The organism is Microvirga rosea, from assembly GCF_020595095.1.
Lineage (GTDB): Bacteria > Pseudomonadota > Alphaproteobacteria > Rhizobiales > Beijerinckiaceae > Microvirga > Microvirga rosea.
This window is the reverse complement of sequence record NZ_JAJDOP010000001.1, coordinates 49,005-65,425: the sequence shown is the minus strand read 5'-3', so window position 1 is coordinate 65,425 and position 16,421 is coordinate 49,005. Positions and strand designations below refer to the sequence as shown.

At 62.0% G+C, this 16,421-nt stretch carries 15 protein-coding genes; 9 read left to right on the top strand and 6 right to left on the bottom strand.

From position 1 onward, the window contains the following. Positions 1-7: 7 nt before the first annotated feature. From LJD17_RS00295 to LJD17_RS00265, 7 genes are all read left to right on the top strand, one after another. A complete protein-coding gene (locus LJD17_RS00295) occupies positions 8-568 on the top strand; it encodes a histidine phosphatase family protein (RefSeq protein WP_227381775.1) in 561 nt (186 codons plus the stop codon). A 215-nt stretch (positions 569-783) separates the two neighbouring features. Beyond that, the gene (locus LJD17_RS00290) at positions 784-1,356 is read left to right on the top strand and encodes a F0F1 ATP synthase subunit delta (RefSeq protein WP_227381773.1); all 573 of its coding nucleotides are present in this window, start codon (positions 784-786) and stop codon (positions 1,354-1,356) included. After that, a complete protein-coding gene (atpA, locus tag LJD17_RS00285; RefSeq protein ID WP_227381771.1) occupies positions 1,356-2,885 on the top strand; it encodes a F0F1 ATP synthase subunit alpha in 1,530 nt (509 codons plus the stop codon). The genes LJD17_RS00290 and atpA overlap by 1 nt, the downstream gene beginning before the upstream one ends. Before the next feature lie 36 nt (positions 2,886-2,921). Further along, entirely contained in the window at positions 2,922-3,794 is an 873-nt protein-coding gene (locus LJD17_RS00280; RefSeq protein WP_227381769.1) for a F0F1 ATP synthase subunit gamma, read from the top strand. A gap of 22 nt (positions 3,795-3,816) precedes the next feature. After that, the gene (gene atpD, locus LJD17_RS00275; RefSeq protein ID WP_227381767.1) at positions 3,817-5,271 is read left to right on the top strand and encodes a F0F1 ATP synthase subunit beta; all 1,455 of its coding nucleotides are present in this window, start codon (positions 3,817-3,819) and stop codon (positions 5,269-5,271) included. A gap of 113 nt (positions 5,272-5,384) precedes the next feature. After that, positions 5,385-5,786, top strand: coding sequence for a F0F1 ATP synthase subunit epsilon (locus LJD17_RS00270; protein WP_227381765.1), 402 nt, complete (start codon positions 5,385-5,387; stop codon positions 5,784-5,786). Between the two features lie 40 nt (positions 5,787-5,826). After that, on the top strand, positions 5,827-6,342 hold the full coding sequence (locus LJD17_RS00265; protein ID WP_319799672.1) for a 2'-5' RNA ligase family protein: 516 nt from the start codon (positions 5,827-5,829) through the stop codon (positions 6,340-6,342). Between the two features lie 3 nt (positions 6,343-6,345). Here LJD17_RS00265 and LJD17_RS00260 read toward each other — a convergent pair whose 3' ends face one another. Next, positions 6,346-6,795 carry an ACT domain-containing protein gene (locus LJD17_RS00260; protein WP_264478217.1) on the bottom strand — a complete coding sequence of 150 codons (450 nt, stop codon included), beginning with the start codon at positions 6,793-6,795 and terminating at the stop codon, positions 6,346-6,348. Further along, positions 6,792-9,890, bottom strand: a complete 3,099-nt coding sequence (gene putA / locus LJD17_RS00255; protein WP_227381763.1) for a bifunctional proline dehydrogenase/L-glutamate gamma-semialdehyde dehydrogenase PutA — start codon at positions 9,888-9,890, stop codon at positions 6,792-6,794. Before putA ends, LJD17_RS00260 begins: the two co-directional genes overlap by 4 nt. Before the next feature lie 111 nt (positions 9,891-10,001). Here putA and LJD17_RS00250 point away from each other — a divergent pair, with 111 nt between their 5' ends. Next, positions 10,002-10,463 (top strand): Lrp/AsnC ligand binding domain-containing protein, encoded by a 462-nt coding sequence (locus LJD17_RS00250; protein WP_227381761.1) that lies wholly within the window; start codon positions 10,002-10,004, stop codon positions 10,461-10,463. Between the two features lie 43 nt (positions 10,464-10,506). Here the strand turns inward: LJD17_RS00250 and LJD17_RS00245 are convergent, their stop codons facing one another. After that, positions 10,507-11,499, bottom strand: coding sequence for a TerC family protein (locus tag LJD17_RS00245; RefSeq protein ID WP_227381759.1), 993 nt, complete (start codon positions 11,497-11,499; stop codon positions 10,507-10,509). Between the two features lie 282 nt (positions 11,500-11,781). Here LJD17_RS00245 and LJD17_RS00240 point away from each other — a divergent pair, with 282 nt between their 5' ends. Then, entirely contained in the window at positions 11,782-12,825 is a 1,044-nt protein-coding gene (locus LJD17_RS00240) for an ABC transporter substrate-binding protein (protein ID WP_227381757.1), read from the top strand. Positions 12,826-12,828: 3 nt separating this feature from the next. Here LJD17_RS00240 and LJD17_RS00235 read toward each other — a convergent pair whose 3' ends face one another. The 3 genes from LJD17_RS00235 to LJD17_RS00225 all read right to left on the bottom strand — a co-directional run bounded on the left by LJD17_RS00235 (position 12,829) and on the right by LJD17_RS00225 (position 16,413). Then, positions 12,829-14,001 (bottom strand): CobW family GTP-binding protein, encoded by a 1,173-nt coding sequence (locus LJD17_RS00235; protein WP_227381755.1) that lies wholly within the window; start codon positions 13,999-14,001, stop codon positions 12,829-12,831. Positions 14,002-14,005: 4 nt separating this feature from the next. Next, the gene (locus LJD17_RS00230) at positions 14,006-14,902 is read right to left on the bottom strand and encodes a DMT family transporter (RefSeq protein WP_227381753.1); all 897 of its coding nucleotides are present in this window, start codon (positions 14,900-14,902) and stop codon (positions 14,006-14,008) included. A gap of 149 nt (positions 14,903-15,051) precedes the next feature. Then, the gene (locus LJD17_RS00225) at positions 15,052-16,413 is read right to left on the bottom strand and encodes a D-alanyl-D-alanine carboxypeptidase family protein (protein ID WP_227381752.1); all 1,362 of its coding nucleotides are present in this window, start codon (positions 16,411-16,413) and stop codon (positions 15,052-15,054) included. Between the last annotated feature and the right edge of the window lie 8 nt (positions 16,414-16,421).

Below are 16,421 nucleotides of genomic sequence, written 5' to 3'. Positions count from 1 at the left end.
GGACAACATGCCTAAAGTCGTTCACTGTATCCGCCACGGTCAATCGACCTTCAATGCCCACTTTGCCGAGACCGGATGCGATCCGATGCATCCTGACGCACGTCTCACCGAACTCGGGCTCACTCAGGCCACGGAGCGCGCGCTCGAGCTGCGGCAGCATCCCTATGAGCTCGTGGTGACATCCCCTTTGACCCGGGCCATTCAAACAACGCTCTGCCTCTTCGGGGAGCACCCGGCGGCACCTCCGATTCTGGTGGAGTGCCTGCACCGGGAGTTTCTTGAGAGCAGTTGTGACGTTGGTCGCATGCCGGCTCTTCTGTCGCAGGATTTTCCCCATCTGACCTTCGATCACCTGGACGAGGTTTGGTGGCATAATGACGGCGAACCGGATGAGCGGGGTTTCGTCGTCGAGCCGGCCACGACCCTGACCGCGCGGGTTCAGCAGTTCCGCGATTGGCTCGCCGCCCGGCCCGAGCAGCTCATTGCCGTTGTCGGTCATGGAACGTTCTTTTATCACCTCACCGGTCAGCAGCTTCGGAACTGTGAGGTGGCGACCCTTGAGCTCTAAGGGGCGAAGGCCCATCTTGGGTCCGGGGCGCGTTCATGCCGGGCTGTTGCAGAGCCTCGCCTTGCGCCTGCGAAAAACCCATGCTAGTGCACCGCTGCCTGATGGGCGGAGTGACTTCCCCGCGGGCTCATTTCCACCGACCTGACGGGTTTCCCGAGAGAGCCTTCAAAGGCTCGGCCGGTTCGAAACCCGTAAGACTTGAGAGAGACGATTACGTGGCGCAAAGCGGTTCGCATGAAGGACCCCTCCTGTCGGGTGTGGCACTGCGCTACGCCTCGGCGCTGTTCGAACTCGCTCAGGAGGCGAATGCCGTGGATGCCGTTTCCGGCGACCTCGGCCGCTTCGGACAGCTGATCCAAGAGAGCGCGGATTTGCAGCGCCTGATCCGTAACCCCGTCTTCACCGCAGAAGAGCAGGCCGGGGCCATCGGCGCCATTCTCGATAAGGCCGGCATGTCCGGCCTTGCGGGAAACTTTATTCGCCTCGTTGCCGCCAAGCGGCGACTCTTCGCCCTGCCGGACATGATCCGTGCCTATGGGGACCTTGTGGCTGATGCCAAGGGAATCGTCCGGGCTCAGGTGACTTTGGCCGAGACGCCTTCCGACAAGGTAATGAACGATATCAAGGCGGCGCTGCGCGACGTCGCCAAGGCTGACGTTGCCCTCGACGTCAAAATCGACCCGAGCCTCATCGGCGGACTGATCGTCAAGATCGGCTCCCGCATGGTGGATGCCTCGGTGCGCACCAAACTCAATTCCATTCGTCTAGCGATGAAAGAGGTCCGCTGATGGACATTCGAGCCGCTGAGATCTCCGCGATCCTCAAAGAGCAGATCAAGAACTTCGGCACTGAAGCGGAAGTTACCGAAGTCGGTCAGGTCCTGTCCGTCGGTGACGGTATCGCCCGCTGCTATGGTCTCGACAAGGTTCAGGCCGGCGAAATGGTCGAATTCGAGAGCGGCGTGCGTGGCATGGCCCTCAATCTCGAAACCGACAACGTCGGCGTCGTGATCTTCGGTTCCGACCGCGAGATCGCCGAGGGCCAGACCGTGAAGCGCACCGGCGCCATCGTGGACGTGCCGGTCGGCAAGGGCCTGCTGGGCCGCGTTGTCGATGCTCTCGGCAACCCGATCGACGGCAAGGGGCCGATCCAGGCGACCGAGCGCCGCCGGGTGGACGTGAAGGCTCCCGGCATCATTCCGCGCAAGTCGGTGCACGAGCCGATGGCGACGGGCCTCAAGGCCATCGACGCCCTTATCCCCGTCGGTCGCGGTCAGCGCGAGCTCATCATCGGCGACCGTCAGACGGGCAAGACCGCTATCGCCCTCGATACGATCCTGAACCAGAAGCCTCTCAACCAGGGCAATGACGAGTCGCAGAAGCTGTACTGCGTATACGTCGCGATCGGCCAGAAGCGCTCGACCGTCGCCCAGTTCGTGAAGGTTCTGGAAGAGAACGGCGCGCTGGAATATTCCATCGTGGTCGCGGCGACCGCGTCCGATCCGGCCCCGATGCAGTTCCTGGCGCCTTTCGCCGGCTGCGCCATGGGCGAGTTCTTCCGTGACAACGGCATGCATGCGGTGATCACCTATGACGACCTGTCCAAGCAGGCCGTCGCGTACCGCCAGATGTCCCTTCTGCTCCGTCGCCCGCCGGGCCGCGAGGCTTATCCGGGCGACGTGTTCTATCTCCACTCCCGTCTGCTGGAGCGCGCTGCGAAGCTCAACGACTCCCAGGGTGCTGGTTCGCTGACGGCTCTGCCGGTCATCGAGACCCAGGCCAACGACGTGTCGGCCTACATTCCGACGAACGTGATCTCGATCACGGACGGTCAGATCTTCCTCGAGACGGATCTGTTCTATCAGGGTATCCGCCCTGCCGTGAACGTCGGTCTGTCCGTGTCGCGCGTCGGTTCCTCGGCCCAGACGAAGGCGATGAAGAAGGTCGCCGGCAAGATCAAGGGCGAGCTGGCGCAGTACCGCGAAATGGCGGCCTTCGCGCAGTTCGGCTCCGACCTCGATGCCACGACCCAGCGTCTCCTGAACCGCGGCTCGCGCCTCACCGAACTCCTGAAGCAGCCGCAGTTCTCGCCGCTGAAGATGGAAGAACAGGTGGCGGTGATCTACGCCGGCGTGAACGGTTATCTCGACGCCCTGCCGCTGAACCGCGTCCGGGCTTTCGAGGACGGTCTGCTGGGAACGCTGCGCAGCAAGCATGCTGACATCCTGGAATCGATCCGCGCCAGCAGGGACCTGTCGAGCGACACCGAAGCGAAGCTTAAGGACGTCGTCCAGGCCTTCGCCAAGTCGTTCTCGTAAGTTCGACAGGATCTCCGGAGAGGATAGGGCTGCTCGATGCCGAGCTTGAAAGACCTTCGTAACCGCATCGCCTCCGTGAAGGCGACGCAGAAGATCACCAAGGCCATGCAGATGGTGGCCGCCGCCAAGCTCCGCCGTGCGCAGAGCGCGGCGGAGGCCGCACGCCCCTACGCGGAGCGCATGTCCGTGGTTCTCGGCAATCTTGCGTCCGGCATTACCGTTGGGCCCGAGACGCCGCGCCTTCTGGCCGGAACCGGCTCCGATCGCGTCCATCTCCTGATCGTCTGCACCGCCGAGCGTGGCCTTTGCGGCGCGTTCAACTCCTCCATCGCCCGATTGGCGCGTGATCACGCCAATCGGCTCATGGCGGAAGGGAAGACGGTCAAGATCATCTGCGTCGGCAAGAAGGGCTACGACATTCTGCGTCGTCAGTTCGCCCAGCAGATCATCGACCTGATCGACCTGCGTTCCGTTCGTCAGATCGGCTTCGAGCATGGCGAGCAGATCGCCCAGAAGGTGCTCGGCCTGTTCGATCAGGGCGAGTTTGACGTGGCGACATTGTTCTACTCGCAGTTCCGCTCGGTGATCGCTCAGGTCCCTACGGCACAGCAGATCATCCCGGCCCAGATCGAAGCCGGGGCGAGCTCCACGGACGCCGTCTACGATTACGAGCCCGATGAAGGCGAGATCCTGACGACGCTCCTGCCGCGCAATCTGACCGTTCAGATCTTCCGCGCGCTTCTGGAAAATGCCGCTTCCGAGCAAGGTGCCCGGATGAGCGCCATGGACAACGCAACCCGCAACGCGGGCGAGATGATCAAGAAGCAGACGATGACCTACAACAGGTCGCGCCAGGCAATGATCACCAAGGAACTGATCGAAATCATTTCGGGCGCCGAGGCGCTCTGACGACATCCGAGAGGAGCCAATCATGGCCAATACCGCCAACACCGCCGGCAAGCCGACCGGCCAGATCACGCAGGTCATCGGCGCCGTCGTCGACGTGCAGTTCGACGGTCACCTGCCGGAAATTCTGAATGCCCTCGAAACCGAAAACCAGGGCAACCGTCTCGTCCTCGAGGTGGCGCAGCAGCTCGGTGAAAGCACCGTCCGTTGCATTGCTATGGACACCTCCGAAGGCCTCGTTCGCGGCCAGCCGGTCGTCGATACCGGCGCTCCGATCTCGGTGCCGGTGGGCGCTGCGACCCTCGGCCGTATCATGAACGTGATCGGCGAGCCCGTGGACGAAGCCGGACCGATCGTTGGTGAAGGTTCCCGCGCCATCCACCAGCCCGCGCCTTCCTACGCCGAACAGGCCACGGAAGCGCAGATCCTCGTCACCGGCATCAAGGTCGTCGACCTCCTGGCTCCCTACGCCAAGGGCGGCAAGATCGGCCTCTTCGGCGGCGCAGGCGTCGGCAAGACCGTGCTCATCATGGAGCTGATCAACAACGTCGCGAAGGCACACGGCGGCTATTCCGTGTTCGCGGGCGTCGGCGAGCGCACCCGTGAAGGCAACGACCTTTATCACGAGATGATCGAGTCGAAGGTGAACGTGGATCCCCGCGAAGCCGGATCCGCTGCCGGCTCCAAGTGCGCCCTCGTCTACGGCCAGATGAACGAGCCTCCGGGAGCCCGCGCCCGCGTCGCCCTCACCGGCCTGACCGTCGCCGAGAACTTCCGCGACCAGGGCCAGGACGTGCTGTTCTTCGTGGACAACATCTTCCGCTTCACCCAGGCGGGCTCCGAGGTGTCGGCGCTTCTCGGCCGTATTCCTTCGGCGGTGGGCTATCAGCCGACGCTCGCCACCGACATGGGTGCTCTCCAGGAGCGCATCACCACCACCACCAAGGGCTCGATCACCTCGGTGCAGGCCATCTACGTGCCCGCCGACGACCTGACCGATCCGGCCCCCGCGACCTCCTTCGCCCACCTCGACGCCACGACCGTTCTGTCGCGTTCGATCGCCGAAAAGGGCATCTATCCGGCCGTGGACCCGCTCGACTCGACCTCGCGTATGCTCTCGGCCGCCATCGTCGGCGAGGAGCACTACAGCGTGGCGCGTCAGGTCCAGCAGGTTCTCCAGCGCTACAAGTCGCTTCAGGACATCATCGCGATCCTGGGCATGGACGAGCTTTCCGAAGAGGACAAGCTCACCGTGGCCCGCGCCCGCAAGATCGAGCGTTTCCTGTCGCAGCCCTTCCACGTCGCGGAAGTCTTCACCGGCTCACCCGGCAAGCTCGTGTCCCTTGAAGACACGATCAAGGGCTTCAAAGGCCTCGTGAACGGCGACTACGACCACCTCCCCGAGGCGGCGTTCTACATGGTCGGCACGATCGACGAAGCCATCGAGAAGGCCCAGCGCCTCGCCGCCGAAGCGGCATAAGTTACCGTTACAGCGCCCGGGCTGCGGTCCACGCGGCCCGGGCGACATCCACCATTCACTACCAGAGCGTTCCCGGAATTCCGCGTGCTGCGGCCGGATGACGAGGGGCAGACATGGCGACTTTCACCTTCGAACTCGTCTCTCCCGAGCGTGTGCTGTTTTCCGGCGCCGTCGATGCCGTTGTGTTGCCTGCAACCGAAGGCGACATGACCGTCCTGGCAGGCCACGCGCCGATGATGACCTCCCTCAAGACAGGTTTCCTCGTGGTGACGGACACTCCCGGCAACGGTAAGCGCATCCTGATCCGCGGCGGTTTTGCGGACGTCAGCCAGACCGGGCTCACGGTTTTGGCCGAGCGCGCCCTGCCTGCCGAAGAGTTGACGCAGGAGATTCTCGACCAAGAGATCCTCCAGGCCGAAATGCAATATGACGCAACCAACGACCTGACGATGAAGCACACCGCCGAAGCGGCGGTTGCACAGCTCCGGGAAGCAAAGGCCGCCCTCAACTACTAAGCGCAGGAACCCGGCTCCAGGCCGGGTTTTTTTGTTGATTGTGGAATCGGACGCGCCCCTGATCCTGACGCTCGCCTTGGACGAGCGCTCTTCCGCATTCTTCGAAAGCCAGCGCAAGCGCCACTTCCCCGCGCATCGGAATTTCATCCCCGCCCATCTTACGCTGTTCCACCGCCTCCCAGCGGATCACACCGGATCCATCTCACGGGACCTGGCGGACCTGGTCGAGAACCAAGCGCCGTTTTCCCTCGACGTCACCGGCCTTCGATCCCTTGGGCGCGGTGTGGCCTATCAGCTGACCTCAACGGAACTCGACGGGCTCCGCGGATATCTCGCGCACCGATGGGCCGCCTGGCTTCAGCCCCAAGATCGGCAAAGGCATCGGCCGCATATCACCATTCAAAACAAAGTCGATCCGGACACTGCCAAAGACCTGCTCGCACACCTCTCCGCCGATTTTCAGCCCTTCACCGCCACCGCCACAGGCTTGAATCTCTGGAAGTATCTCGGCGGGCCGTGGGATCGACTGCGCCAATTCCCCTTCAGCGCAAGGTAAGCGCTACGGGACGGGTGGCCACAGGCACTCCAGCGACTCCCCATCGCTGCCTGAATCCGCAAGCCCCTGCAGTACCGACAAGGCCGCCTCGGCCTTGTCGTCCGCAACGAACAAGTGATCGTGAAAACAGGCGGAAACCGGGTTGACGCCGATTCCCGCTCTCGCCAGAGCACGCGTCACGACGGCTAGAAAACCGACCGCATCCAAGGACGAATGAACGGAAAGCGTGATGCACCGGCAGCGGAAGGTGGTCGTCAATCGCAACCGCTCCGAGATCGTCTCGTCAACGATCGCCGTCAATCCTTCCGACTCCCGGAACGTCATGAGAGCATGGCGCCACACCTCAGGGTGAGGATCAGAGACGGTGGCAAACACAAAGCGGCCGGGCTGCAATTCCGGCGTCATTGTGGCTACCAGATGCCTCAGATCCATCTCCCCGGTCACATCCGTCATTCACCCATCGCGATCAGATTGGCGTTTCCACCCGCGGCCGCGGTGTTGATCGTGACCGTCTGCTCGGTCGCAAAGCGCAGAAGATAATGCGGTCCGCCCGCCTTTGGCCCCGTTCCGGATAGCCCATGACCACCAAAGGGCTGAACTCCGACGACCGCGCCAATCATGTTGCGGTTGACATAGACGTTCCCGACGGACAGTCGATCCACGACACGGCTCACGGTCGCGTCGATCCGCGAGTGGACACCGAGGGTCAAACCGTATCCTGTCGCATCGATGGCTCGCAGCGTGTCCTCCAGACGCCCCGAACGATAGCGGACGACATGCAGGATTGGACCGAAGACCTCCTCGGCCAAGGCCTCAGGCCGGTCGAGCTCGAAGATATGGGGAGCCACGTAGGTTCCGTCGCCGGCCGCTGCGCCCGCATACCGAACTTTCGCAGAGCGGGACATCGCCGCAACATGAGCATCAAGGCGGTCTTTCGCCTCCTGGTCGATCACAGGACCAATGTGAGTTGAAACATCGCGGGGGTCGCCGACCTTCAATTCACGCGCGCTTCCGGCGATCATTTCCACCATCTTGTTCGCCACATCCTCCTGCACGAACAGTAGGCGAAGTGCCGAGCATCGCTGACCAGCCGAGCGGAAGGCCGACATGACAACGTCGTCCGCGACCTGCTCCGGAAGAGCCGTCGCATCGACGATCATGGCGTTGATGCCACCTGTCTCCGCGATCAGAGGAACGATAGGGCCATCCTTGGCGGCGAGGGACCGGTTGATAATGCGAGCAACATCGGTCGAGCCGGTGAAAACGACACCTGCGACCTGTCGATGCTCCACGAGCCGGGCCCCGACGCGTCCGTCGCCGGGAACGAGATGTAGGGCGGAGACGGGAGTGCCGGCCTCATGTAGGATCCGCACCGCGATGCCGGCAATAAGGGGAGTTTGCTCGGCGGGTTTCGCCACCACGGCATTACCTGCCATCAAGGCGGCGGTTACCTGGCCGAGGAAAATCGCGAGCGGGAAATTCCAGGGAGAAATCGCCACGAAGACGCCACGTCCGCGAAGGCGCAGCACATTGCTCTCGCCCGTGGGGCCCGGCATTCCTTCCCCAGTGCCGAAGAGATCCTGTCCCTGGACTGCATAATAGCGGCAGAAATCGACCGCTTCCCGGACTTCCGAGAGCGCATCGTCGAGGGTCTTTCCGGCCTCGACTTGGAGCAGATGCAACAGCGCGCCTCGCCTCTCCTCAAGCAGATCGGCCGCGCGCATCAGTGCTTTTGCACGCATATCGGCACTGGTGCGGCTCCAGGATGCAAAGCCTGCGGCGGCAGCCGTCATGGCTCTATCGGCGGCTTCGGTCGAAGCCTCTGCGACCTCTCCCACAACAGTCTTGCCGTCGATCGGACTGACGACAGGCCGTTTCTCTCCGCCGCCAACCTGTCCGTCGATAATCGGCGCCGCCGCAAAGGACGTCCGAGCATCCTTGGCGATTTCCGCGAGGAGCCTGTCCAGGGAAGCGCGATGGCCGAATTCGACACCTTTCGAATTGGCACGACCGGGACCGTAAAGATCACGAGGCAGAGGAAGCTTCGGATGCCGTGCCTTGTCGGGCGAAACGATGATGTCCGCCGGGCGCTTCAGCAGCGCCTCAACCGGAATGTTCTCGTCGGCCGCGACGGACACGAAGGAGGAGTTTGCTCCATTCTCCAGAAGGCGGCGAACGAGATAGGCGAGAAGGTCGCGGTGGCCACCGACCGGCGCATAGGTTCTGCAGGCGAGGCCGGGCTCATCCTCGAGAAGCCGCGCGTAGAGCGCTTCTCCCATGCCGTGAAGACGCTGGAACTCATAACCGTCCCTTCCACCCGCCCGTTCGATGATCGACGCCACTGTCAACGCATTATGCGTCGCGAACTGAGGATAGATGCGAGGCCGCAGCTGCAAGAGCTTTTCGGCACAAGCTATGTAATTGAGATCGGTCATCGCCTTGCGGGTGAAGACAGGGTAGTCGTCCAGGCCACGCTCCTGCGCCCGTTTCACCTCCGTGTCCCAGTACGCGCCTTTGACGAGGCGTACCATCAGTCTCCGGTCGTGGCGTTCGGCCATCGCCGCAATGGCGTCGATAACGGCCCCGGCACGCTTCTGGTATCCCTGGATCGCAAGCCCAAATCCGCTCCATCCCGCAAGGGAAGAATCGGCAAGAACCGCCTCGATCACTTCCAGCGAGAGTTCGAGCCGGTCCGCCTCCTCCGCGTCGACCGTGAAGTTGAGCTCATAGGATTTCGCTTTCTGGGCGAGCTCAACCACGAGAGGGACGAGTTCGCGCATGACGCGCTCGCGGCTTGTCGCCTCATAGCGAGGATGCAGGGCGGAGAGCTTCACGGAGATGCCGGGCCGGTTAGGCAGGGGCTCGTTGCCGGCGGAACGCCCGATCGCCTCGATGGCTGACGCATACGACTCGAAATACCGCCGTGCATCCTCCGCCGTGCGAGCGCCTTCGCCGAGCATGTCGAAGGAATAGCGATAAAGCCTGCCCTTGCTGGAGCTGGCACGTTTCAAGGCTTCGTCAATCGTCTGTCCAAGAACGAAGTGGCTGCCCATGACCCGCATGGCCTGCCGGGTCGCCGTCCGGACGGCTGGAAGCCCGAGACGTTTCGTCAATTGACGCAGGATGCCCTCCGGCGTTTCTCCTGGCTGAATAATGCGTGCCGTGATTCCGAGCGCCCAGGCAGAAGCCGAAACGAGAAAGGCGTCCGACTTTGCCTCATGACCGGCGAAATCCGCCTGACCAAGCTTGTCCTCGATGAGCCGGTCGGCCGTTGCCGCATCGGGAACCCGCAGCAGGGCCTCCGCGAGAACCATCAGGGCGAGGCCCTCCTTCGTGGACAACGCATATTCCCGCAGCATCTCCTCGACGCCGCCGAGGCCACCACCCTTCGCGCGGATCGCCTCGATCAGGCGCGTTGCCCTCCGATCGATCTGCCGTTCGCGCTCCGGTGCAAGCCGGGCATCCGCCAGGAGACGGGTGGCGACCGCCTTGTCATCCTCCGCGTAGGGTGGATTGAAAGGCAGAGGGGCGATTGAGGCTTGGGTCATGGCGTTCTCCCTGAAGACGGCGGATCATAGGAGGCGCCGCGCCGTGGTTCGATAGCAATTTAGAAAGTTGAGCCTTATAATATGCGGCAATAGGCAGCATTCGGCGTGAAAATGACGGACATTGATCGTATCGATCGAAAGATCTTGAAGTACCTGCAGGATGATGGCCGCATCGCGACCGTCGAGCTTGCGGAAAAGATTGGTCTTTCGCCGACTTCGACGAGCGAGCGTATGAAGCGCCTCCAGCGGGACGGCTACATCGCCGGGTTCGGAGCGCGGCTCGACCCGCATCGGCTTGGGCTCGAGCTGCTGGTCTTCGTCGAGGTCTCTCTCGATAAGACGACTCCGGATGTCTTTGAAAAATTCGCCGCAGCGGTTCGCCGGGCCCCCGAAGTTCTAGAGTGTCATATGGTGGCCGGGGGCTTCGACTATCTTGTGAAGACACGCGTTGCCGACATGGCCGCTTATCGCCACTTCCTGGGAGAAATCCTCTTGGCCCTCCCAGGTGTGAAGGAAACCCGCACCTACGCGGTGATGGAAGAAGTCAAAAGCGACGGATTGCTGCCCGTTTGATGGGCTCACTCGCGTGAGACCATGTCCCGGCTCGCGCTCCTTGCTATGCGCTTCCCCCAACGGCCGGCGGATCGTTCCGGGTTTTCCAGAGGCTCCAGAGAACGCCAAGGGACAGGATGCCGAAGGTAATCCCGAGCGAGATGACGGCCGGGATTTTCTCAAGGCCAAAGGCGTCCGCAAGGAAAATCTTGGCGCCGATGAAGATCAGCACGAAAGCCAGCGCGTATTTCAGGTAGTGGAAGCGATGCACCATGGCGGCCAGTGCGAAGTAAAGCGCCCGCAAGCCCAGAATGGCAAAGATGTTCGACGTGTAGACGATAAAGGGATCGGTGGTGATGGCGAAGATGGCCGGCACCGAGTCGACCGCGAACACGATGTCGGCGATTTCGATCAGAACGAGCGCCAGGAACAGCGGCGTCATGAACCAGGCGAGCTTGCCGCTGACCGGATGAGGCTTCCTCACGAAGAAGTGTTCATCGTGATGCTCGTCCGTGACGTTGAACCGTCTGCGCATGAACCGCAGGACCGGATTTCGCGCGATGTCATAGTCCGTGTCCGAGAAGATCAGCATCTTCACGCCGGTTGCGATCAGGAACAGGGCGAAGAGGTAAAGAACCCAGGAGAACTGTGAGATCACGGCGGCGCCGAAACCGATCATGATGGCGCGCAGCACGATAACGCCGAGGATGCCCCAGAAGAGCACCCGATGCTGGTAAAGCCGCGGCACGGCAAAGAAGCCGAAGATCATGGCGATGACAAACACATTGTCCATCGCCAGAGCTTTCTCCACCGCGAAACCCGTCAGGTAGTTCAAGCCGGGCTCCGGCCCGAGATACCACCAGACGAAGCCACCGAACAGGAGCCCGAGCGCGATATAGAAGGCGCTCATGAGCAGGCTCTCGCGCACGCCGATTTCCCGGTTCGTGCGGTGGAGCACGCCCAGATCGAGCACGAGGAGCAAAACAACAATGCCAAGGAAGGCAAGCCACAGCCAAAGAGGCGTGCCGAGCCAGCTGATAAGGAGGACTTCAAGCATGACCGAACCCGTGTATTGAACCTATCGGTTCCGACATCACGAGCGCGTCGCGCACTCGCCAGAGGGGCCCGGTCACCGACGCACCATAGGTGGGAAGTCTCTTCCGCCGGATCAAGGCCCGGCAAATGATCGGATATGAAACCAAAGAGCGCTGAAGTGCTTGACGCCATAAGCCGATCTGCTTGCATGATCAGGCAATCGTTAAAAGAAATTGCTGGAGCGAGAGCGCCTCGAAGGCCCCAGGCTCTGCTGCAAAACCGCAAGACCGGAGGAAGACCTGAAATGTTACGGATCCCGTCCGCGAAGATGAGGCAAGTCACGGCAGCGCTTCTCTCCGGAATGGCCGTGCTGCTCGCCTCGGTTGAGGGTCAGGCTCAAACGGCCGTGCGCTTCAGCCTCGATGGGCGCTGGGAGGGAACGGCAGCACCTTTCGCCGTTGCCCAGGAGAAGGGGTATTTCAAAGCCGAGGGGCTGGACGTGACGATCGAGCCTGCGGCCGGGTCGCGCGAAGCGCTGATGCGGATCGCTTCCGGTGCTGTCGAGGCCGGAATCGCGGATGTGAATGGTCTGGTCCGCCTGCAGAACGATAAACCGGATGCGGACGCGATCGCCGTGATGATGCTTCATGACCGGCCTGCCTTCGCCATTGTCGGCCGCAAAAGCCGGGGTCTTTCGACGGATCTCTCAAGTCTGCAAGGCAAAACCTTCGGCGCACCTCAGGCTGACGTCGCCTACGCCATGTGGCCTGTCTTCAGGGCGGTGAACAAGATCGACGACTCGAGCATGAAGTTCGAGAACGTGGGCCTCCCGGTTCGTGAGCCGATGCTTGCCCAGGGCGAAGTCGATGCCGTGTTCGGTCTTTCAACAACCTCCTTCATCAATCTCAAGTCGCGAGGCGTTCCGACAGAGGACATCGTGACGATCCTCATGAGCGACCATGGCTTGGATGCTTATGGCAGCGCAATTCTCGTTTCGAAGAAATTCGCTCAGGAGAACCCCGATGCCGTGAGGGGGCTGCTGCGTGCCGTCGTGCGCGGATTGCAGGATGCGGCGAAAGATCCGTCGAATGCCGTCGATGCGGTTCTGGCGCGCAACGACCTGGCCAAAAAGGATGTGGAGCTCGACCGTCTTCGCATGGCCCTCGAACAGAACATCCTCACCCCATGGGTTCGGGAACACGGAGTCGGCGGAATCGATCAGGAACGCTTCGTAAGAGCGCTCGATCAAATCTCCTCGAGTTTGGAATATAAAGAAAAGCCCAAGTCGGAGACCGTCTTTACGGACGCTTTCCTGCCTCCAGCCGATCAGCGTAAGATCGAACGCTGAGCCCTATCGCCTCAGCGACAGCGGATTATCGGCGAGGGCCGTCGCATCCGGCTGGTCGATCTGGGGTTTTCCGAGGAAGGCGTTCCACAAAGCTTCAACGGCGCTCTTTTCCAAATCATCGACGATGAAGACGATCCTGCTTCGACGGTCGTCGCTTGGCCAGCGGGGAAGCACGGCCGGCACATGGATCACATGTTGCACACCGTGAATGACGACAGGATGCTCGGGATCCTCCGCTAAGCCAACAAGACCTTTCACCCGCAGAAGCTTTGCTCCCTGCGTTGAGCGAAGCAGATCGAGGAACATGTCGAGCGTGCCTTGCCGGATCGGCTGATCGCTGACCAGACTAAAGGCCCGAATGCGTTCGTCGTGCCGATTGACGTCGTGGTGGTGGGCATGATGACCGTGGGTCTGTTTATGCCCGTCGTGGCTCGCGTCATGGTGATGATGAGCATGCTGATGACCGTGACTGCGCCGTTCGGCGTCTTCCACGGCCTCCGTCTGCAACCATTCGCCGACATCGGCGATCTTGCCCTGCAGGTCGAACAAGCCTCCGGCGATGATGGCTTCGGCCGGAGCGTCCGCAGGGAGAATCGACGCGCCGGGATTGAGGTGACGAAGGCGCTCCCGAAGCCGATCCAGCATGCCTTGATCCTGCACCAGATCGGCTTTGCTGATGACGAGCCGTTCTGCAACGGCGGCTTGCTTGACGGCTTCCACGTGCCTGTCGAGAGTGGCGGCGCCATTGACGGCATCGATCACCGTGACGACGCCCTCGACCCCGTAACGCATTGACAGATAAGGGTGATAAAGAACCGCGTGGAGAATTGGCGCAGGGTCGGCCAAGCCCGTTGTCTCGATGATCACGCGCTGAAAGGGGGCAATCCTGTTGTTGTCGCGCTTGCGCAGCAGATCCTCGAGCGTCGCGATGAGGTCTCCGCGAACCGTGCAGCACAGACAGCCCGCGGAGAGGAGAACCATGTTGTCGTCGATCTTCTCGACCAGGAGGTGATCGAGGCCGATCTCGCCGAACTCGTTGATGATGACGACGCTATCCCGCAGCGCCTCATGCTGAAGGAGCCGGTTCAGGAGGGTCGTCTTGCCTGAACCGAGAAAGCCCGTAAGGACCGTCAGGGGAATCGGCGGCAGGGGGCGAGCGGCGTTGAGATCCGTCATGACATCAGTCCGTGGGTACGACAGGCGCGGTGCGTGACCGCTCCAGCAGAATATTGGTGACGATGGCTCCGAGCACCAGAGCGCCTCCAAGTGCCTGCAACGGGCCGACCCTCTCTCCGAGGACAAGGGTGGACGTCACCGTCGAGACAACGGGCTCGACACAGTAGACGATGCCTGCCGCAACGGCCGAGATGCGCCCGAGGGCAACGATCTGCAGCAAAAAACCCAGAACATAGCCGCCGACTGTCATCGCCACGGCGAAGGGGGCCAGCGTCAAGGCCGCCGGTGACGTCAGTTGCCCGGTTGCAAAACCGACGAGGATTGCGGTCGGCAGCACGATCACGTGAATCCAGAACATTTTCGCCGGCAGGGTCGTCTTGCGGCAGCGGGCTGCGGCGAAGAACTGGGTCGCCGTGGCGGCCGCTGCCCCGAGGGCCAGCACGAGCCCACGCCAGTCCAGATCTCCGAAGGCCGGACCCACTACCAAGGAAATCCCGATAAGGGCGACGATGACGACGCCGATGAGGTCGGGTGTCAGCTTCGTGCCTTCCACGAACGGAGAGGCCAGGACGATGAAGGTCGGGTAGGCGTAGAACAACACTGCCGCAACGGTGACGGGAATAAACGTCACGCAAGAAACATAACAGAGCCCCACGAGAGCGGTGGAGATCCCTAAGACGCCCATGGTCAGGCGTTCATCCCGCGCAATGGCCAAGGACCGCCTCATCAGGAATGCCGTCGCTCCAACCAGGGCGAGCATGAGCAGCACCCGATAAACCACGACGGCCGGGCCCGAGACCCCTTCCAGAGCGGCGACACGGGCATAGACAATGTTGAGGCCATACAGGCCGGCCGAGCCGAGGGCGAGGAGAAGCCCACTGGCGGAAGAGAGAGGAGTCATGGGGCGATCACGGTTCGACGATACCGTTCGCCTGCTTCGTGCGGGATTGCAAGGACTCTTCTCACAGACGCGAGGCGCCGGCCCTCAAAGAAAAAAGCCGCTGCGAACCAGGTTCGCAGCGGCTGTGGCTCATGTGACCGTGGGATCGGTCAGTTCTTGGAGTTCTTTGCTTTTGCGGATGTCTCCGCAGCCGCCTGGTCCTTGCCTTTTGCAGGCTTCGCTTTGCTTTTTTGGTCGCTCACCGGCTTGACGCTGATGCTCTCACGCGCCTTGTCCTTCGCCGTTTCCTTCGGAGAAACGGCAGCGGTATCTGTATCCGTGTCCTGGCTATTCTTCTCTTTCGCGGTCTTCGATCCACCGTTCTTCTTGGCGGTCTTCTTCGTGGCTTTCTTGGCCTTGTCCGCTGCATCTTCCTGCGCGGCCTGAGCAGCCAATTCCGCCTCAGAGGGAGGATTGAGGCCGATCCAGATCCGCTCCGGTTGAACGGCGGAGCGGGGTCCGAGAGACGTCCGGGTCGGCTGTGTCGCGCCGGCAAAAGCCATCACACCCGACGAGAAGAAATTCGGAACGCCCGTATTCTCGCCATTGGCGATGGTGGTCTGGCTGTCTTCTTCGCCCGGCATCGGGCCACGGCGGTCGCAGATCACGGAGCGCATATCCGGGGGCGACTGGGTCGAGGCAGCCGGAAGAGCCGCCAGGGTCGGATTGGAAGAGCCGGCCATACTGTTGAAACCGCGATCGAACAGCTCGGCGGCTTTCATGGTCCGCTCGTTGGCGGAAGGTGCACCGAGAATGACGGTGATCAAGTGCCGGCCGTTCCGGGTGGCGCTCGCCACCACATTGAATCCGGCCGAGCAGATGAAACCGGTCTTCATGCCATCGGCGCCGGGATACCGGCCGATGAGGCCGTTCGTATTGCGCATGATCCGGCGGCCGTACTGGATGGCACCGATATCGAACAGGCCCTGATACTCGGGAAATTGGTTAAACAAGGCTCGCGCGAGGATCGCCATATCCCGTGCCGAGGTCTGGTTCCGCTCGTCGGGCAGCCCGTGAGGATTGGCGAAACGGCTCTCGTGCATGCCGAGCGCCTGCGCCTTCTGGTTCATGAGTTCCGCAAAATTCTCGATGGATCCGCCCAGATTTTCCGCAATGGTCGCGGCGATATCGTTCGCCGACTTGACCATGATGATCTTCAGGGCGTTGTCGAGGCGGATCTGGGTTCCGGGCTTGAACCCCATCTTCGACGGCGGAAGGGCTGCGGCATCCGCCGAGACAGTCAGCAGCGTGTCCATCTTCACATGGCCGGACCGAACGGCGTCAAGCGCCACATAGGTGGTCATCAGTTTGGTGATCGAAGCCGGAAACCACGGATCGGTCGCGCGCTCGGCATGAAGAACGCGCCCCGTGTCGGCATCGACGACAAGGGCGGGGCCGCCCGCCAAGGCCGATCCGCTCACACATGTCGCAATGGCAAGGGCTGTCGTACGGAGAACACGGCTGACGTTCATACGCAACG